This window comes from Sphingobium indicum BiD32, from assembly GCF_000382885.1.
GTDB lineage: Bacteria > Pseudomonadota > Alphaproteobacteria > Sphingomonadales > Sphingomonadaceae > Sphingobium > Sphingobium japonicum_C.
This window is the reverse complement of sequence record NZ_CAVK010000233.1, coordinates 1-18832: the sequence shown is the minus strand read 5'-3', so window position 1 is coordinate 18832 and position 18832 is coordinate 1. Positions and strand designations below refer to the sequence as shown.

17 protein-coding genes and 1 pseudogene are annotated in these 18832 nt (G+C 61.3%); 5 read left to right on the top strand and 13 right to left on the bottom strand.

Translation table 11 applies throughout. The features are described from left to right. Positions 1-232 (bottom strand): annotated as a pseudogene (locus tag EBBID32_RS20655) (anti-phage ZorAB system protein ZorA); the annotation flags it as partial. A gap of 481 nt (positions 233-713) precedes the next feature. On the opposite strand from EBBID32_RS20655, the gene EBBID32_RS20645 reads away from it, so the two are divergent. Then, positions 714-1349, top strand: a complete 636-nt coding sequence (locus EBBID32_RS20645) for a S24 family peptidase (RefSeq protein ID WP_006966198.1) — start codon at positions 714-716, stop codon at positions 1347-1349. 12 nt (positions 1350-1361) lie between these two features. On the opposite strand, the gene EBBID32_RS20640 is transcribed toward EBBID32_RS20645, so the two are convergent. The 5 genes from EBBID32_RS20640 to EBBID32_RS20620 form a co-directional block, all read right to left on the bottom strand. After that, positions 1362-2270, bottom strand: coding sequence for an HNH endonuclease (locus EBBID32_RS20640; protein WP_006966196.1), 909 nt, complete (start codon positions 2268-2270; stop codon positions 1362-1364). 78 nt (positions 2271-2348) lie between these two features. Further along, the gene (gene mobF / locus EBBID32_RS20635; RefSeq protein WP_006966194.1) at positions 2349-5258 is read right to left on the bottom strand and encodes a MobF family relaxase; all 2910 of its coding nucleotides are present in this window, start codon (positions 5256-5258) and stop codon (positions 2349-2351) included. A 44-nt stretch (positions 5259-5302) separates the two neighbouring features. Further along, positions 5303-7633 (bottom strand): type IV secretion system DNA-binding domain-containing protein, encoded by a 2331-nt coding sequence (locus EBBID32_RS20630; RefSeq protein WP_006966192.1) that lies wholly within the window; start codon positions 7631-7633, stop codon positions 5303-5305. After that, entirely contained in the window at positions 7623-7952 is a 330-nt protein-coding gene (locus EBBID32_RS20625) for a hypothetical protein (RefSeq protein WP_006966190.1), read from the bottom strand. The genes EBBID32_RS20630 and EBBID32_RS20625 overlap by 11 nt, the downstream gene beginning before the upstream one ends. A gap of 464 nt (positions 7953-8416) precedes the next feature. Continuing rightward, on the bottom strand, positions 8417-8638 hold the full coding sequence (locus EBBID32_RS20620) for a hypothetical protein (protein ID WP_037492268.1): 222 nt from the start codon (positions 8636-8638) through the stop codon (positions 8417-8419). Between the two features lie 347 nt (positions 8639-8985). Here EBBID32_RS20620 and EBBID32_RS25055 point away from each other — a divergent pair, with 347 nt between their 5' ends. Beyond that, complete coding sequence (locus EBBID32_RS25055) at positions 8986-9213, top strand: DUF6437 family protein (protein ID WP_006966188.1); 228 nt, start codon at positions 8986-8988, stop codon at positions 9211-9213. 115 nt (positions 9214-9328) lie between these two features. Here the strand turns inward: EBBID32_RS25055 and EBBID32_RS20610 are convergent, their stop codons facing one another. The 7 genes from EBBID32_RS20610 to EBBID32_RS20580 form a co-directional block, all read right to left on the bottom strand. After that, positions 9329-9718: a single-stranded DNA-binding protein gene (locus EBBID32_RS20610; RefSeq protein ID WP_006966186.1), complete on the bottom strand. Its 390-nt coding sequence runs from the start codon at positions 9716-9718 to the stop codon at positions 9329-9331. A 302-nt stretch (positions 9719-10020) separates the two neighbouring features. Continuing rightward, positions 10021-10449 (bottom strand): DUF6915 family protein, encoded by a 429-nt coding sequence (locus EBBID32_RS20605; protein ID WP_006966184.1) that lies wholly within the window; start codon positions 10447-10449, stop codon positions 10021-10023. A 10-nt stretch (positions 10450-10459) separates the two neighbouring features. Continuing rightward, positions 10460-10921 carry a DUF6878 family protein gene (locus EBBID32_RS20600; RefSeq protein ID WP_006966182.1) on the bottom strand — a complete coding sequence of 154 codons (462 nt, stop codon included), beginning with the start codon at positions 10919-10921 and terminating at the stop codon, positions 10460-10462. A gap of 122 nt (positions 10922-11043) precedes the next feature. Further along, complete coding sequence (locus EBBID32_RS20595; RefSeq protein WP_006966180.1) at positions 11044-11997, bottom strand: DUF2493 domain-containing protein; 954 nt, start codon at positions 11995-11997, stop codon at positions 11044-11046. A gap of 307 nt (positions 11998-12304) precedes the next feature. Next, entirely contained in the window at positions 12305-12727 is a 423-nt protein-coding gene (locus EBBID32_RS20590; protein ID WP_006966178.1) for a hypothetical protein, read from the bottom strand. A gap of 11 nt (positions 12728-12738) precedes the next feature. Then, the gene (locus tag EBBID32_RS20585) at positions 12739-13680 is read right to left on the bottom strand and encodes an ArdC family protein (protein WP_006966176.1); all 942 of its coding nucleotides are present in this window, start codon (positions 13678-13680) and stop codon (positions 12739-12741) included. 167 nt (positions 13681-13847) lie between these two features. Further along, entirely contained in the window at positions 13848-15836 is a 1989-nt protein-coding gene (locus tag EBBID32_RS20580; RefSeq protein WP_006966174.1) for a ParB/RepB/Spo0J family partition protein, read from the bottom strand. Positions 15837-16084: 248 nt separating this feature from the next. On the opposite strand from EBBID32_RS20580, the gene EBBID32_RS20575 reads away from it, so the two are divergent. From EBBID32_RS20575 to EBBID32_RS20565, 3 genes are all read left to right on the top strand, one after another. Next, positions 16085-17437: a hypothetical protein gene (locus EBBID32_RS20575; protein ID WP_006966172.1), complete on the top strand. Its 1353-nt coding sequence runs from the start codon at positions 16085-16087 to the stop codon at positions 17435-17437. Beyond that, positions 17424-18404 (top strand): phosphoribosyltransferase-like protein, encoded by a 981-nt coding sequence (locus EBBID32_RS20570; protein ID WP_037492266.1) that lies wholly within the window; start codon positions 17424-17426, stop codon positions 18402-18404. Before EBBID32_RS20575 ends, EBBID32_RS20570 begins: the two co-directional genes overlap by 14 nt. Further along, on the top strand, positions 18404-18832 hold a 429-nt coding region (locus EBBID32_RS20565), incomplete at its 3' end, for an ORC-CDC6 family AAA ATPase (protein WP_037492265.1). The genes EBBID32_RS20570 and EBBID32_RS20565, both read left to right, overlap by 1 nt.

Here is an 18832-nt window from a genome sequence, read left to right as displayed (position 1 = left end):
GGGCAGAATCGATGTCAGCCGTACTGCCGCCAGTCACATCATCAAGAAGTCGAACCCGAGATTCGATCGCTTTTGCAAGCGGCTCATGGAAATCCCGCTTGTAACGGGAGGATATTGCGAAGGCAGTTCCAACTAATACGACAGCCAGGAAAGCAGCCATCGCATCGCCGATGAGCGGAATCTTGGTAAAGAAGAAGATCAGACCATGACCCAGCCATTCGGTAATTTCCACGCAATCCCCCTGAAACTCGGCAAAATCGAAGAACTCTGCTCCTATGCAGGGAAGCAGACAAGTCTGCCAATAGCATTCAAGCAGGAGGACCCCGAACAGCTCGGACGGTATCGAACGCGCCCGCTGTCGCCAAGACTGGTTCCATTAAGGACGTGAGGATTCTGTAAATTGCGGCTGTGATTGTTGCCCCGGTGATATCGAGGCGAGGTACGCCTCGACCCTCTCCAGAGTTCTCCGACGGGGCCTCCGCCCCATCCGCAGGTCCAGCACAAAGCGCGGATCGCCGACCGCCCGTCTCCCGAACCGGGTCGCGGACATGTGGGTCTCCTTGAGATGACGCTCGATGCGATCCAGCAGCTTCATGGTCTACCTCGAATCAAATTCAGCTTGTGTTCTTGTTATGTTCTTATTAGGAAGACCCCATCGAGTCTAGGATGAATTCCTACACCTCACCTGGACCGCCCCTTGAAAGGCGACGCAGATGGAGAATGTCAGGGAAGAGCTGGATCGTCTGATCCGGCAGAGAAACGTGGGTTATTCCGCGGTGTCGCGGCTGCTCAATCGCAACCCCGCTTATATCCAGCAATTCATCAAGCGCGGCTCACCGCGCAAGCTGGACGACGAGGACCGGCGTATCCTTGCCCAGTTCTTTGGGGTCGATGAGCAGGTGCTCGGTGGGCCAGCGCTTCCTGTGCGTGATGGTCTGGTTGAAGTGCCGATCCTCAATGTCGATGCCTCGGCCGGTTTTGGTGCGATCGCGGAGAGCGAGACAGCCCATACCCGCTTTGGCTTTGACGAACGCTGGCTGGGCAAGTTGACCCGGGCCAAGAGCCCGAGCCTGTCGATCATCCATGTCCATGGAGAGTCAATGGAGCCCACGCTGCGGGACGGCGACGAGGTCCTGGTCGACTCCTCGGATCAGGGATCGCGCCTGCGTGATGGCATCTATGTGCTGCGTGCCGACGATGCGCTCGTGGTGAAGCGGGTTACGATCCAGCCGGGCGGAAGACTGATCACGATCTCGAGCGACAATACGGCTTATCCGACCTGGTCTGACGTTGATCGCTCGACGATCCACGTTGTCGGCCGGGTCATCTGGTTCGGCCGATCGGTGTGATCTGAGCTCGGGTCAAATTCCAGCAAATCGCTCGCGATGCCGGGCAACGAACTCTGGCCTCGGATGTAGCGATTGATCGCGCGGCAGGCGGATTTGCTGACCCGCTGGGGGGAATAGCTGCAGAAGCTCGGACGGCACCTTGTTGTGCGATACGAGCAGGCAGAGGTTGTCGTCGAAGGTGATGAGGTGGCGGTCAAACAGCCAGTGGGCTGTCGCTGACAAGGCCACGCCGTTCTGGACAATGTCCGGGCCGCCACCCGCAACTGACCAGATGTGCGCGGCCTGGGCCTCAGCCTTGCCGCCGCCATTGACGATCCTTAGCCCGGTGACGGCGCAGGTGTTTTCGTACGTATCGAGGACATGATTGCGGAAGTTCGCGTCACGGATCTTGCGGTTCACGAGCATCTGCTCGACCCGGCGCTCCGCGAAGTGATCGTGCAGGAGCAGATTGGTCTCCGGATCGATGCGGGGGGCATCGAGTTCGAGGCGGATGCGGTTTTCGGGATCGAGAGTTTCGGCAAGGCCCGCATTGACGATGGCCACGAAATCCTCGTTTTCCAGCCTGCGGACCGACTTGCCGCGCAAGCTTCGCCCGGCATCGCCAGGCCGTGTCATCTCGCGCAGGAAGCGCTCGGCAAAACGGCCGCTGCCGTCGCGGTAGGGGACAGGCTGATCGAACTCGAGGTAGTCGCGCACACGCGCATAGAAGTGGCTGGGATCGCTCGGGTCAGCGTCGATCCGCTCGACGAAGGCCGCAGCGATATAGGCCATTCGCCCGCCGGAAACTCGCGTCTCGCGGTAGACGATCCAGTCGCTCTCAAGCTCTCGCGCAACCGACAGGTAATTGCTCGGAAAGTGATACCGCTCGGTGATCGCGTCATCGTACCGCGAATTGCCGCTGATCTCGAAAACGCCCTTCACAGTTCCGCCCTAGCCAAAATCAATGTGCGCCAGGTTGCCTGGAGAATGTCCGGCCGTCCAGGCTCAACCTTGCAGAGATTAAATACCGATTTCGAATGGCTTGGTGCGCTCCTTGACCAGTTCTGGCGGCTTTTTGGAATGATCCTCCTTGCTTGGTGACCCGGCGGCCTGGCCTTTCGCTGCTGCCTCGCGTAGGCGCTCAGTAACTTCCAGCGCCGAGGTCTTCTCCCCGGTGTTCTGCGAAACCGCCCTCCCGAGCTTGTCTGTACTGTCGACGACAAGGGTCAGGTGGTCCCGCAGCCGGGTCACGGTCACGAGGAAGGTTTGCTGATTGGCCAGATTGCGTTCCCGGCTATCCATGACGGCAATGCCTCGATCCGACGTCAGCCCCTGCGCCATATGGGCATTGAGCGCGTAAGCGAGATCAAGGCGCCTGAGCATTGGATCGGAGCGCTCCAGCTCGTGGCGCAGGCCAGTGGAGGTGACCACAGTCACTCGAGCGCCTTCGACCGCCTCGATCTTTGCCTGATCAGCATTGAACAATCCTCGGCGATGATCGTTTTCGGTCCACCGGATCCGGTCTCCGGCATGGATCGACAGGCGTTTCTCTTCGAAGAGCGCAAGGCGATCGTCCTTCGCACCGGAACGGATCCGGCTCGGCCGAAGGGTTCGTGCCTTACCCTTGCCATCGACGAGGAACACCTCGCGCGTCTTCTCGTCTATCCTGTCGACCTTGTATTCGCCGCGTGGGAGCCGCTGATGTTTATCGGGGCTCCGAACATCGAGGACCATGCCCGGGCGGTATGCCGAGACATAGCGGAGCTCCTCACGCGTTGCATTGACCCGTGACAGTACGGTCAGGTCGAACGATGTTTTACCGAGCTCACCGTTGGCCTTGAGCCCCCGCTGAACAGCTTCGTTCACCGCGGTTCGCAAGGCCCGACTCGAGGCATAGATCGCGGTCCGCTCCCGCTCTAGCGGCGCAAGCTGGAGCCATTGCTCGGCAGCCGTCAAAGCGCTGTCGCCCGATCTCTCGATCGTCGAGCTCTTGAGATGACCAAGTGCGGTTTCGACGTCACCCGTTTGCGCAGCAGCCTGAGCCAGTCGCAGTTCCGGGTCCCGGCCGCGCAAATTGATCGTCATTTCGGCGCGCGCGATACCGGCCTTCTGGACGAGATCAAAGGGTTTGCCGGCATCGACCGCGCCGAGTTGGCGGGCATCGCCAACAAGCACAAGCCTGCGCGCGCCAACCAGATTGGCCAGCGTGACCAGACGCTCCTTGTCGCTGTTCGAGACCATCGAGGCCTCATCAAGGACGAGGACCCGGTCGCCCAATGCGGCTCTCGCCTCGGCCATCAAGCCAGGATTTCCAGGATGCTCCAGCATCGGTGCCCAGCGCTTGAGCAGGCGCGCCAAAGTCATCGACCGAATACCAGTGTCGCGCTCCAGCATCTGCACCAGAGTGTTCTGGACGGCGAGCCCGATGATCTCCTTGCCTTCCTCGCTGAGGATCTGCGCCACGGGCTTCAAAACACTGCTCTTGCCCGCACCGGCGACACCTTGGATGGCGATTGTCCGGTGGGACGAGCTGAGGATCAGGCGGGCGGCCGCTTCTTGGCCACCATTGAGTTCGATGCCGTGATTGATGGCAGCGACGGCCTTGACCCGTGCGCCTGCCTCATTGCTCCCGAGAAGGGGCGGCACGGCGTCCCTCCCGGCTTCGACCGCGGCGAGAATGCGATGCTCGCTCGCGAGCGCATCACGCGTGGTCAGCCAGCCCTTGTGTTCACCTGACCCTGGAACGAGTTCGCCCGAACGGACCAGCGAGCTGACCCGCTGCTCAATGGCGCCAATGGTTGTCGGCAGACCAAAATCCAGCGCCGATTTGAACAGGGCCTCGCGCGGAAAGGCCGCTTCGCGCTGTGAGAGGTGGCGTACCGCTGACGCTGTAGCCTGGGCTGCGGCGATGGTCTCGCGGTCTCGGCTGAGGACGTGAGCCGGGATCAGTGGATCGGCAGGATTGCCCCTGATGCGCTCGGCAAAGTCCCTGAGCCAGGCCCTGCCGCGCTCGATTAGGCTGGTGCCAGCCGCGGGTGTGTGCTGCGAGGAATGCGAGTGACCCTGTGCTCGTTCAATCATGGCCTGCAGGTTGAGCCCTGCTGCCCGGGCATGGTCCTGCCAATCCGCCGTCAGGGCGCCCCTATCGGCGACGGCTTGTTTGGCGCTGCGGGTATCGAGGGCAGCGATCTTGCCCGCTTCAAGGCCCGGGCCGCGGCGTGCGTCCAGAACCTCCTGTCGCCTTGTGGAGAAGGCCATGACCTGTTCGCGAGAAAAGCCCGCCGCCTCGAAGTTCCCGTGCTTGCCGACAGGACCGACTTCATAACCGAGCTTCTCGACCGAGAGACGGAAGCGCGCCATCGCCATGCTGTTGAGAAGGGTATTGAGTGACCAGAGCCGGTCGTTCTTCAGCGTCCGCCATTTGTCATCGGCACCTTTCGTGACGTTGGCGATGACGGCATGGAAATGGAGGTTGGGCTCCTGGTTGCGATTGGTATCGTGCTGGAACAGCGCCACGGTGAGATTGCCAGTCTGCACGGTCCGCACCTTCCCGTTTTCGACGAGACGCGTTTCTGCCGCATTCTTCTCGGCCCACTGGAGCGTTTCCACCACGGCCTCGCGGTAGGCCTCAATGATCCGCTTGTCGCCGCCGACGAGGGCGAGGACCGACCAGCTCTTTGGCAGGGAAAAGGTCAGATCGGTGCCGGCTCGGTGCTGGTTTTCGTGACCGACCCTGGTGCCATCCGGAAGCTCGCCCCTGAGGAGCTTGTCGAAGACTGCGGCATCGACCGCTCCGGAAAGGCCAAGGGTATCGGCTCCTGACCCAACCCATTGGCCTGAGCGATCCGCGTCTGCGCTTGCGTAATAATTGTCAGCAGCAAAGTAGCTGGCTGCGCCGGACGCGGACCGGACATTGGCAACCGAGAGCATGGCTTATGGTCCTTCAAGCAAGGTGCCCCCTTGCTGTGGTGCCCTCAAAGGTCGGGTTCGTAGAAGTCTTGCGCCCCGCTCTCGACGCCGCCCTCGAGCAGGTCTCGTTCGGCCCGTTCTCGGGGGCTCTGACTGTCCTGCGATCGTGGGACCGCGATTAGCTTCGGATCGCCTGAAGCTGGCTTGTTTCCTCGCGCCGACGCTTTTTCATCGAGGGATGGCTGCGTCTCATCGGTCGCTTCACTTCTGCCGGAAAGAAGCGGCCCGGGAGGCAAGGTTGTAGTCGGCCCAGAACTCGTGAGCGCTTCGGCCGATGTTTCGACCTGGGCTTGTTCGGGCGCTTCCCGCAAGACCTGTGCATGGGCTTTGGAGAACCGCTGCTCAGTCACATTCCCGGTCTCATCCGGCGTCCTGACAACACGCTGAAGGTCCAACTTCAACTGCTCGGGAACGACCGGCTTGCCGGCGCCGTCGTCATTCGCGGCTGGGGCGCCGTCGGCAGCTTCGGCAGGCAAGGAGGCCCATTCCGAGGGATCGACATTGGTCTCATCCGCCGCGTGTGCCCCGGGAGTAGGCCCAAATGCCCGCGCGATGAATCCCTCGGCCATCCGCGGCCAGCGGCGCGGGACAAGCGTGACCGGAGCGGCAGGAAATCCGTCGGGGAACTTGAGGTAACCGGAGAGCCTCGGCAGGTTCATGAACTGATCGGGCAGCAGCAACGGCTCAATCTGGCGACGGGGCGTCAGGCTGACGGCGTCGCGGGCATTGTTATAACCGTAGCTGTACCCTTCTTCCATGTCGCGGACCTGGCGATGACCGATGAAGTCGGAACACCAGGTTGCCGTTTCCCGGTCCGCAGTGGCGAGGATCAGCTTACTGCGCGCGAGCGACGACAAGGTCATCGCCATGTTCTCGCCGTAGACCTCCTTGAGCTTGGCAAAGGCATGGACGCCAGTGACGATCGCGCCGCCAAAATTGCGCGCGGTCTGCAGGCCTTTCTCCAGTGCGGGCAGTCGGTGCAACGCGCCCAGTTCGTCGATCAGAAACCAGACCCTGAGATCGGGCGTACGCTCCATGGTCATCAGCGTGTTCATGGCCGTGTCGAGCCACAAGGTAAGTAGCTGCGAACAGATCGACATGTCGACGTAGCGTGCGGAGAGGAACAGGATTGAGCCCGATTGGGAGCTGCCGCGGATCCAGTCCCGTACCGAAAAGCGCGGGCCTTTAGCGGGTAGCAGCTTCAGTGCCTTGGCGTTGGCGTTAAACACAGCGCGGATTGATTCTGCCATGCGCGCGGCTTCTGGCGCTGTCAGCGGATCGGCCATGGTGCCGCGCATAAGCTTGTGCACCTGCGCGAGGTCGGCGGTCATGAGGCGAGTGGCAAGCGCCTGGTTGCTGGCCTGACCGGTGCGCTGGAGATGCAGGCACATTTCCACGAAAAGCATGCGGGCTGCGAGCACCCAGAACTGCTCGGAACCACCGCCATCGTGCGGAACCAGCGCCTCAGCTGCGGCATGGAATTCGCCTTCGCTGGTGCAATCGTTGAATACGCTCCAGTTCGGACAACGGGCATCGAGCGGGTTCAGAATGATGTCGCGGGTCGGATCGTAGAAGGTCTCGATGAAGGCTCCGGTAAGATCGAAAACAACGGCGCGCTGTCCGCGTGCCCGGGCCTCGGCAAGCAGCTGGCTAAGGGCAACGGTCTTGCCGGTGCCAGTCGTACCGATCAGCATGGTATGGCTTTGCTCGAGACGCCACGGCCAGGAGACGCCCGCGAGATGTGCCGGACTGTAGAAGCCGGCTTCCTCGGTCGCAGCTGTGCCTGCCAAACGCCATTTCCACCCTAGCGCTGCGTGCAGTTCGCGGGCACGTTCGGCGCGATTGTGCCGGTCGATCTCCGCTTCGAGTTCGTCCAGCGTGACGAGCATCGCCCCACGCTCGTGCTTACGCTCCTTGGACTTGCCTCCGAACCGCTCGGCGAACCACCAGAAGGCAGCAAAGGCCGGGATCAGGACAAGCGCCGAAAGCCCGATGCCGCGCCGGATGGCGGCGCCGAGTGCACTCCAGGCTTCGCGCATGGGCGGAAAATCGCGCACGACATTGAAAGGAATGCGGACAGTTCCGCCACCGGCCAATTTGAGTTCCACCAGCTTGCCGGGATCGAACTCCATGAACGCGTAGCCGGAGGCATAGACATGCATCCAGGCGAGATAGACCTGGTGATCGGTGAGCGTCGACGTCACCTCGAGATAGCAAAGCCAGGCGGTGACGAGGAAGGTCACCAGCAGGGGGCCTTTGAGCCCCGCTGCGAACATGAAACCGAAATGTCCGAGGAGCTGGCTGCCGCGGGTGAAATTGAGGAGATTACGCTTCATCGCTGCCTCCTTCGGGTGTGGAGGCGCTGATCCCGAGACGGGCGAGACGACGATTGTAGGCTTCGTGCGTGCGCTGCCTCAACGAACCATCGGTATGGCTGGCCAGAAGCGCATCCAGGGCAACCGTGATGAAGAGGTTCTGCCGTAACGGGTCGAGGGCCGCAGGCCGCTTTCGCGCTTCGTTTTCACGCTGCCATGCGTCGATCAACTGGTCGCGAATGACGATGCTGACGGAGACCTGCTGGTCCCGGGCCTTGCCCTTTATCCAGTCAGCAAGTGGGCGGGGAACGTAGGTCTGAAGACTGAGATGCCGATCCATGTTCGGGGGTCCTATTGACCCTTGCGAACCTGGCTTGATCTTGCGGAAGACAGGAATGAGAATAAATCAGGAACATAAGCCCGTCAATCGCGGAATGTGCAAATACTATCAATGGTTTGACTGGCTTCGATTTGCCCGCAAATCGCGAATCTGAAGCATGCTTCACGATTGAATTGGTTTGACACTAGCCATGAAATTTCGCCTATCACTCTGAAATACCTTCCTTAAATCCAGCAGTGTCACTGCGTACGGTGTGCTCAGTCTACCAAGCTGCGAGTGGGTGATCCGGTCACTTCGCCGTACATGCAGGAGGGAATGAAGGGCCCTCGATAGCGCGGAGCCAAAGCGCGTGCGGGTGCCGATGTCCGCGCTCCGCTCATCGGGCCTGCTTATGGATCGAAGCGAGCCGACGGCGAGCAAAATAAAAGGGCAGGAACCGTTACCGGCTCCCACCCTTTTCGGAGTCAGAATTCATCCAGCATCAATCCGTGAATAGTGTGGACGACACGTGCTGCCAGGTGTGCTGGCAGAGCGCAGTAGTCGCCTTCGTCGAGGGCGATATATCCGAGCTCTTCGTCTTCCACGATGTGCTGATCGAAGTAGCTGTGCAGTGCCCGGCGCTCGGCGAGTTCCAGGGCCTCGAAATAGCTGCGGGGTGAAGCGCTGCAAGGTGCGAAATAAGCCATGATGATCCTCCTGAGGTTGTCTCGAACGACAGAAGGAAGTGCGATGTTCGTGCGCATGCCGGGTCAGGGACCGCGCTCCTGCGCGGCCGCGCCAGCGGCGGTGGGGGAAACGATTTTGTCGGGGGAGGGATTCATCCCTTCTTCGGCAAAATGGTGGGGCCCTGCCGTCCTTGAGGCGGCATGTGGACGGACATCATACTGGGCAATCCGTGAGCCAGCCCCTCTACCCTCTCGGTTGGAACCGGACGGTTGTGGGCTGGCACGCTTTTCCTGTTTTCCTACACCCTGCGCGCGGTGGCAGAAGTGCTCTCGAGGGATCACAAACCAAGGGGGCGGAAAGGACTGACATGCCCCGCAAAAGCAATCCGGTTGATGCCTTGAAGAAGCTCCGGGAACAGCGCGACGAACTGGCGGCCAAGGAAGCAAAGCTTCGCGACGAAGCGGCGATTGTCCTTGGCCACATTCTGATCGAGTGCGGCGCCGAGACGATCGAACCAGCGCAACTGCGTCAGATCGTCCGAGGAGCAATGGCACTCGGGATCGATGAAACGCTGAAGCGGATAGCTCCCGCGTAAGCCCAACCCGGCGGCGGCAAGGGGTTCGATGCCCCTGGCCGCCGCATCGCCGGCGTACAAAAGAAAAGGCCCCGATGGCGTCTGCCACCGGGGCCTTGTCGTAGGGTGAGGACATTCAGTCCTCGTCGATATCGGGAGCACCTTCGTTGCTGCCGGAACGGCCCTTGGTGAGGAAGTCGACCTTGTCGGCGATGATCTCGCAGCCGTAGCGCTTGGCGCCGCTCTGATCTTCCCACTGGGTGTAGTGGATGCGCCCTTCGACCGTCACGAGCTGGCCCTTGGTGCAGTACTTGGCGACGTTCTGGCCAAGGCCGTTGAAGCAGGTGATCCGGTGGAATTCGCTGTCCTTGGCGGTGTAGCCGTTTTCGTCCTTGTAGGTCTTGCCATCCTTGCGGGCGGGACGGTCGGTCACGACCGAGATCGAGGTGATGCTGGTTCCACCCTGGGTGGTGCGGGTCTCGGGGTCGCGAGCGATGCGGCCAACGAGGATAACGAGATTGGTCATGGGCTTTCTCCTGTTCGAGCATTCCGGGTCCATCCCGGCTGCAAAACCCGAGCAGAAGCGCCCCATGGCGAAGCGCACCGAAGGGGAACCCGGAACTGGTTCGGGTGGTGCGGGCAGCCGGGCACAGCCCGGCAACTCGGCCGGACCTGATCCGGGTTGCGCGTCTCGACGGGGGGTGATTCAGGGACAGGTTTGCATTGAAGCCGGGTGGAGCTGGATGCCTTGAACAGGTTTGCCCTGCCTCGTTTCCCTTCGGTCTTGGCCGGATTATCCACCCTGGCCCTCCACCGGAGAACCCCCTCTCAGATCACGGTAGGGACCGCTCCGCCAGCAGGTGGCGCACTCCTGGACGCAACTGCTTCGCCGGGGGCAGGCATATTGATTGTCACCCCTTCAGCGCCGTCCAGAGGGTTGCCTCGAAGCATCCAGGCCTGCGGCGTGATCAAGCGCGCCCAGTCAGAAAAGGAGGGGATCGTGCCCAAGTCTTCGCGCACGTGCTGCTCGCCGACCAGACGCACCGGAACGACCCGGCCATCGGCATTGACGAGTGTCTCGCCGAAGATCGCCTCCAGCATGAATATCCCCTCGGCATGGTGCCGCAGCGCGCGGTGCCGAGGGTCTGCCAGGATTGCCTTGGACTGGTCGAACCACTGGTGCAGCGGGAGATAGTCATCGACCGTGCCGCCCCATTTCCGGACCGACGAGAGGGCGTGGTAATAGCAGTGGGCCATGCCTAGTCTCCTAGAGCTCAGTCGAGTGATCGTCGGTCGCGGTGAAGCGCAGGCTGCAGTCGAGCACGAAGGTCGCTTCAGCCACATCGATCACAAGTTCGCCGCAGGCACCGTCGTTGATCTCCCAGCCAGGGTGGTGACGTTCGAGCGCCAGATAGGTCAGCTGCTCGAGAGCCTGCCCGAGTGAGTGCAGCTCTGCGGAACCGGTACGATCAGCTTTGTCAGCTTCGCCTTCCAGCAGGGTGACATCCGGGCAAGGCATCGGCGCGCCAGTTGCATCCAGACAGACACATTCCTCAACGGCGCCGCTGTCGCCGCATCCGTCGAAACGAATCTCGATCCGGGCAATCCCAGCGTCCTGCAAGTGCGGAAGAATGGCTGTCTTGAGCTGCTGAATCTCTTCGACCACCTGGGTTTGCCGCTCGGCCTGGCGAACGGCAAAGTCGGCCATCACAGCCTCGATATCGATCATGGAATGCCTCCTGTAGAACGGAGCCAAGAACCATTCGCTGGCTCCAACCGACAGGCGCACGCCTTTCCTCTGATGGACGACGCCAGCGCCGATCCGGCGCTGGCGCGAAGACTGACAGGGCCTTAGTCGGTCTTGGCCGATGTGTTCTTCGGATTGGTGCCGAGGGGTCCGCGGCGATCGACCACGGTGATCCGCCGAGCCTTGGCGTCGATCACCAGGCGTTCGAGTACGCCATTACCCGGGAACGCGATGACGTAGCGCGGATCGAGGGAGAGCATCCGCTCGTTGCGCTTGAAGCCGGCACGGGCGCCCAGGCGCATATCAAGCGAGAATGTCACCTGCGGAATGCCGCGACGTTCGGCCCAGCTCGAAGCCAGGCGGTCGACGCCCTTGGTGTCGCCGCCATGGATGAGCACCATGTCCGGCACGCGGTCGCGGACCTTGTCGAGCGTGGCCCAGACATTGTTGCCGAAGGTCAGCGCATCGTCTTCGGAAGCATGACGGGTGCGCCCTCCGGCGAACACGACGGGGGTTCCTTCGGGCACGGCCGCACGACGTTTGGCTTCGGCGCGGGCGCGGAGGAAGTCGCGACCTTCGACGAGTGCCGAGGTGAGCATTGCACTGTGATTGAAGCGCGAACTGGAGACTGGCTTCCAGGAGGAACCGAACTCGTTGAAATATAGGCTTGCTGCGACCTCGCGCATTTCTTCGAGCGCCAGCATGGCGCCTTCGGCACACTGCGCCCGCTCGACCTGGGTCTCGAGTTCATGGGTGTGGACCTCGGATCCATCGGCCGTAGCAATCAGCGCGCGGACCTCGTCGGTCGCCCGGTCGAGGGCAGTCGATTTGCGTTCCGCCGAGCGATGGAAGATGTTGACGAAGGCCCAGCCAAGATCCTCGGCATCGGCTTCAAGCGCAGTCCCGGACACCATGGCAAAAAGATCGGACCAGACCGCTTCGAGGGTGTGGACGACCGCCTCCCGGACTGGGAAATCGCTGGTCGATACGGGAGCAGGTCCAATCGAGAAGCCGGCGAGATCGAGCCCGGCGAGTTGGTCGGCGAATGACGTATGCATGGGATTGTCCTCCTGACTGGCGTGAGGCCGACGCACCCGCTCATGGCTGCGCCAGCGAGAGCCCGTCAGGGCCAGCATTCAGGCAGGTTTGCGCACCCGTCAGGGGGAAACCCGCGCGGGCGGGCTGGCGCGGGCAGGCCTTGAGCCCGAAGGGCGAAGGCCAACACGGGCCCGCCCACGCCGGGTTGCGCAAGACTGGCGGCTGGCCCAGGGCCTCTCTCGCATGGCGCCAGACCATGGGCGGTCGGAACAGATCCATAGGCAGGGGTACGCCCTATGCTTCATCCATGCACCACCCCAGCTCGGCTCAAGCCGCTCGCTTGGCGTAGACACCCTCTCCGTTCGACATATGCCCGAGACAGTCATATTCGCCGAACACGGCATCGAAGCGGGATGCGATCTGGGACAGCCAGCGCTGTGCCCGCGGTGAACGAGCCGTGCGCCAATCGGCGTCCCAATAGGCGCCGTCATCGCGTTCGACGATCCAGACCGCCACCAGCCCGCCGTAGACCGATACGCCGAAATCCGCATAGGCATTGCGCATGAGGATCCGGTCTTCCCGACCGCGCCATCCGTCGTGCGGGATCAGCGACGGGAAGGCTCGGCCGGCCCGTTCGCGCAGGTCGTCACGCAGCCACTCGTATTCGAATTCCCATTCGTCCTCGGCTTCAACCTCGAGCACTGTGAAGGCGACGATTGCGCCGCTGGGATAGCTGACTGATCGGCCCATGGCATCCTCCCTCAGGCCGCAAGCACAGCATCGTCCGACGCGTCGTCAAACTGTTCGGGCGTGACCCTTCCGCCAAGCTTCAGTAGCAGGGTCGACGCCTCCTCGGCCTTGGCCGCAGCCGTCAGGATGGCGCGGTCATCGTCTTTCAGAAGCTTGAGCCAATGCTCGATGTAGCTTGCGTGGCTGTCGAGGTGCGTGACCGGCAGCCCCAGCTCAGCGCCGAGCATGGCGCTCGATAGCTCGGCTACCAGTTCCTCGGCGGCATATGCCGCCGTGCCGAAGCGGTTCTTGAGGTCACGTCCCAGGCGGTTGGCATGGCCGGTCCAGTGCGACAGCTCGTGGGCGAGCGTGGCATAGTAGTGGTCGAAGCCGGAAAACAGGCTCGTCGGCGGCATCGTGACACGATCAGCAGTGGGTTCGTAATAGGCTTCAGAGCCTTGGTGGCGCAGATTGACGGGGATGGCGGCGAAGAAGGCGTCGAGTTCGGCCTCGCGCCCTTCAGGCTCGACCAGCTCCAACGTTGCAGCCGGATAGAAGCGCTCGGGCAGACCTTCGACCTGATCTGCATTGAAGACCGGATAGGCCTTCAGCACTCGGCGAGCCTCGTCGGTCTTTTCGCCGGTATCGGGAGCCTCCACCTCCTTGGTGTAGCTCTTGTAGAAGATCGCGATGGTCGACTTCTCGCCCTTGCGGACCTGCGCGCCAAGCGACTTGGCTTGGTTATACGTCATCCAGAACGGTGAGGCATAGCCGCACATGTCGGCGACCATCCACAACCAGAACACATTCATGCCTCGGTACGGAATCCCGCAGGCCCGTAGGGGCCGCGAAACGGGCACGCCGCGCCACGGCTTGATCCACGGCTTCGTGCCAGCCTCCAGACGCGCGATGATTTCCTGGGTGATGCGGGCGGCGGGTGACAAGCCGCTGCTCTGTCCCTTGCGATAGGCCATGATGGTTCTCCTGATCTTGGCATCTGGTCAGTCGGCAACGGGTTCGCCGGTCAGTGCCACAGGGTCCCGAGCCCCCTCTGCTCTCCTGCCAAAAAGGAAGCGGCCCTCCGGCGTAAGCCGAAGGACCGCTTCTCGAGGTGCGAGTGGCCTTGCCTGTCAGGAGGAGGTCAGGCGGCCAGCTCGCGGGGAGACTGATGTTCGGTATCGACACCGGGCCCAGCGTCAGTGGCGTCAATCTCGGGCTCGCCAGCATCCGGCGCAGCGGGAGCGAACCGCATGACCTCAGGCACCCAGGCCAGGGCCTTCTCGCGGACCTCGACCTCAGTGATGTAGGTGCCGGCGAAGACGCGCTCGGCGCTCATCGCCAGGTCACCCTTCTTGACCGAGGCAAAGCGCGAGGAAAGCTCGAGACCGCCGACATCGGTCAGCGCATCGAGGATCACCTGCTTCGACACCCGATCGAAGTAATTGGCCGCCGTCGGGCGCCACCACTGCGCTATGTCGATGCCGATCAGCCTACCGAGGTGATCCTGGAATCGCAGCTGACGCTCGCCCGCCATGTTGAGGCTCGCCTCGAGCGACCGGGCTACGACATAGCCAAGCCATGCGGCACGGGCTTCATCGGGCAGCGCGCGAAACAGGTCGAAGCGGGAGGTCGCGTCGGCGCCCGTGCGCCAGCTTTCGTCGAGACCCGACCTGAGTTCGGCGAGCGCGCTGCTGGCCGGAGCATCCTTGGCTTCGAAGCCAAGGATCGGCCCTGCCGGAACTGGCGCGCGCAACGTGGTAGCTGCCCGCGACCGCCAATCATGCGTATCGGCATCAGCCAGCGTAAAGATCATGACATCGAGCGCAAGCCCGGGATCAGAGGCAACATGCAGTGCCAGTACATCACGGCGCTGCATGGCCAACTCATCGACCAGGCGCTTGGACAAGGTGGTCCGGCGCTTGTCCGAGCCGTCGTCCGCCGGAATGACTTCGATTCCGCATTCGCCTTCATCGGGTTCAGCCTGCCTCTCACCATAGAAGACCGGCTGGAGTGCCGGCGTGCCATCGCGCGAAAGGACCAGGACCATGCCTGCCTCGGCCTTGAGCTCGGGTGCAATGACGGGCGGGCGTGCGCGGATTTCCTGACATTCGCGTTCGATGGCCTCGATGGCCGCTTCGGCCGCTGCCACGGCCTCCTCGGCGCTGTGCTCATCTTCGAGGATCGCCGCGTGCTCGTCATAGGAGGCATCGAGTTCGTCGAGCCTCGCCAGTTCCGCTTCGGTGAGCGGCGCCGGTTCGGCAGGAAGCCGGACCAGCCCTTCGACGAGGTCGTGGCTGGCATAGGGATCGAGCGTCGGCTTGACCCAGGCGAGACCCTGCTCGGCGGCCAAGGCTCTCGCTTGCTCTTCCATCTTCGCCGCCGCAAGGCTTTCGAGCAAGGCGACATCCACCCAGGATTCGCTGTCGTCGTCATCGAACAGTTCGCGTTCGATCCGGCCGCCGGCGGCGATGTAGGCATCGCGACCAACGAGCCGGGCGCGCGGATCGCTGCCCCGGACAGTCCCGGAGAGGACCATTCGCCGAATGCTGTCGGGATTTGGCGCATAGTATGCCGAGGAAACCTGCTCGAAGACGCGTGCCTGGATTTCCTGATCCGAGGTGGCACCGAACGCTTTGGCGATATCGAGAGTTATCTGACCCGCGGCAAGCGCCTCGAACACCACCGGCGCAAGCTTCGCGAGACGCAGGCGCCCCTCGACAAAACGAACCGCCAGGCCGAAACGTCGGGCAACATCTTCGACTGTCGCACCGCCTGCCACGAGCGCGGCAAAGGCCTGTGCTTCATCGGCGGGGTTCATGGCGAGGCGGTGGAAGTTCTCCGCGAGGCTGGTCTCGACCACGGCTTCGGCACTGTCTTCGAGCACGAGGCACGTGACTTCGTGATCGCGGGCGAGAAGCTTCTCGTCCGCGAGCGCAAGCATCGCGCGGCGGCGACGCTCGCCGGCTTCGACCTCGAACTTGCCCTTGGCAGTAGGCCTAACGATGAGATTCTGCAGCAGGCCGCGGGCTGCGATGCTCGCTTTGAGTTCGGCATCTGCAGCCGGATCGCTGTGACGGCGGACATTGCGGGGAGACTGGACGAGTTTGTTCAGAGGGATCGACTTGATCATGGGACACACTCCTGATTGTGAGCCCGGTGCATCGACCTTCGACGCCCAAATGGCTCAATCAGGGCAAAGCCCACTCCTCTCTGGTGCATCCGCAGCAAATCTCACTACTGCCCCAAAAGCAGGGACTTACCTGAACGTTCCCAACGTTGGCCCTGACTGCATTTTTGAGAGGTAGACCGAGGTGCGAGCTCATCCAGTGGTTGCGATAATTGTCTCGATGTCTATCCCGTGCGCTAGGATAGAAAATCATGTCGATGAGTGTAACGCAGCAGAAACGGAATGACGCGGCTGAGAGCAGTTTGCGCGACCTGTTTGCGCGCTTCGAATCCGATGGATCAGCCGTCGAGGTCAACTTCAGGCAGCTTCTCAGTTCGGATGGTGGCACGAGCAAGAGTGCGCATGGGATTCATCCATACCCTGCGAAACTGCTCGTAAATATCCCTCAGTTTTTCCTCGCTGCAATACCAACTGTAGCCGGGAGTGCGCTGCTCGATCCTTTCTGCGGTTCCGGGACGGTGCTTTACGAGGGAGCCCTGGCCGGCCTGCGCCCCATTGGCTCAGACTCAAATCCATTAGCCCGTCTGATCACTCAGGCTAAGCTTACACCGATCGATCGGGAGGTCGCTCGGCGTCAACTCGACGAGGTGATGGCGGCTTATCCTTTGGTGTCGCCAACGATTCCGGATGTCGTAAACCGGGACTACTGGTTCTCGGAAAGGATCTCGGATTGCTTGGGAAGATTGAAGACGGCAATTGAGTGCAGCGTATCTGCACAGCATCGACCGGTGTTCGACGTCAGCTTCTCTGCGACTGTGAGACGCGTCAGCTACGCTGATCCGAGACTGTCAGTCCCGGTGAAGATTAATCCGGATCGAAGTGCGAGATACGGGGCAAAGGGGGACGAGGTCATTCGCCGTCTAGGTCGGCTCGCCAAAATCGATGTTGGAGCAGTGTTTTGGAGCATCACCAACCAAAACATCCAGCGCTGCCTTGAGCTAGGGCAAGGATTTGTACTCGATCAGCCGGAAATTTTCTCCGATGCACGGTCACTAGGGCTGGCTGACGCTTCGGTGGGCCTCGCAATTACGTCGCCGCCCTATGTTGGGGCGCAGAAGTACGTGCGGGCATCCAGTCTGTCGCTTGGGTGGCTAGGCCTGACACCAGATTGTAAACTGCGCCCTATAGAGCAACAGTCAATTGGGCGAGAGCACCTTACTGCTAAGGAAGAGCTCGCGCCTTCGGGGACAGGTCTGGCAGAGGCCGATTGTCTCCTAGACGAGATCGTTGAGCGTAATCCGCTTCGTGCGCGGATTGCACAGCGCTACCTGCTAGAGATGCGAGATGCCTTGTCGGAGCTTTCGCGTACAATGAGGCATGACGGTCGCTTGATCCTCGTGGTCGGGCCAAATCTTGTTGCAGGCCTCGAGTTTCCGACACCGCTCTTCCTGCAAAAAATTGCTGAGAGTTTCGGCTTCTCCACTCAACTTCATCTCATCGACTCCATAGATTCGCGGGGCCTGATGACGAAGCGCAATCGCACTGCGGGACTCATCCAGCAAGAATCCGTCTTCCTCTTAAAGCGGGTGCGTGCCGGTGCGTAAAAGTCCTCGCCACGATCCAATCACCGATGAGCTGCAGTCGAAGATTAAGACCTTGCACAGCTCGATTTGGGAGCGAAGGGCAGACTGGCCTGAGGTACTCGACTGGCTCAACCAGTTCGAGGAGCACGACGATCCCGACGCAGATGAGCAGCTACAGGCGCTTCGACTGCTTTCAAGCTTCATGTATTTCGGGGTTAATGAGATGCGAGCCCTGCTCCGATCGCTCTTCCGTGACACTTTCCGTCCGCAGGTTGCCAAGGAGGTGCGCGCCGGACTGCATCCATCCACTACCCTTAGCATTGTGGGCAGCATGGTCGACGTAGAGCTGCGACACACGCGCTTCGTATCGCTTGGCAACCCCTCGGAGAGCAGCGCTCTCCTACTCTACTACTTCCGGCAAGAAAATCTCCTGCCCAAGAACCTTTTCTTACACGGTTCGGATATATTTGATCTTTCAGATATCGGGTCCGATGTTGGACTAAAGGTCCAGGACACCAGCATAACTCGTTACGTTTTCATCGATGATCTGTGCGGCTCAGGACATCAGGGCCGGGAGTATTCTGATCGGATTGTGAAACCACTCAAGAGCATAAAGCCAGATGTGAAGACCTACTACTATCCGATTTTTGGGCTGTCCGACGGGATCCAATATCTACGCACGCACTCGACTTTCGATGAGGTCTATCCCGTGGTTGAACTTGACCCAACATTTCGCGCTTTCGCGACGGATTCTCGTCTCTACGTCGAGCCCGAGATCGCCCCGCTTCGGTTGCCAACGGAAGCTACATGTCGACGCTACGGAAGCCAACTGGTGCCTGCACATCCTTTGGGTTGGGAGGACGGCCAACTCTACATTGGCTTCGCGCATAATACGCCTGATAATAGTCTTCCAATATTCTGGTGCGACCATACCAGTCCAAAACCCTGGCGACCAATCTTCCGCAGATATCCTAAGGTCTCTTGGTGATGGCCGGAGTAGCACCAAGCAACCCATTCAGCCTGACGAAGGCCAACGATCTGAGTGACGACCAGATTCAGGAGCTTTGGGTAGACATTGCGCCGCCAGAAAGCCCGGATTCGCTGTTCAGCGCCGGTAGGTTCGCATCCCCGATGCCGACGTTCATCTTGGGAAGCAAGGGTAGCGGCAAGACGCACCTAATGCGCTACGCGTCCTTTTCTTTGCAGAAGAAGCGGTTTGAAAGGGATAGTCTAAGGCCTCTCTCGGGTGCGCGGCTTGATGGCTACGTAGGGATTTACACCCTATGCAGCGGGCTAGAAACCGGCCGTTTCCAAGGCAAAGGCCAGTCCGACGAGGCTTGGCTCGAGGTGTTCTCCTATTATCTCGAGCTTTCGCTCGGGATCGCAGCGCTCTCGGTAATTGACGATCTACTGGAT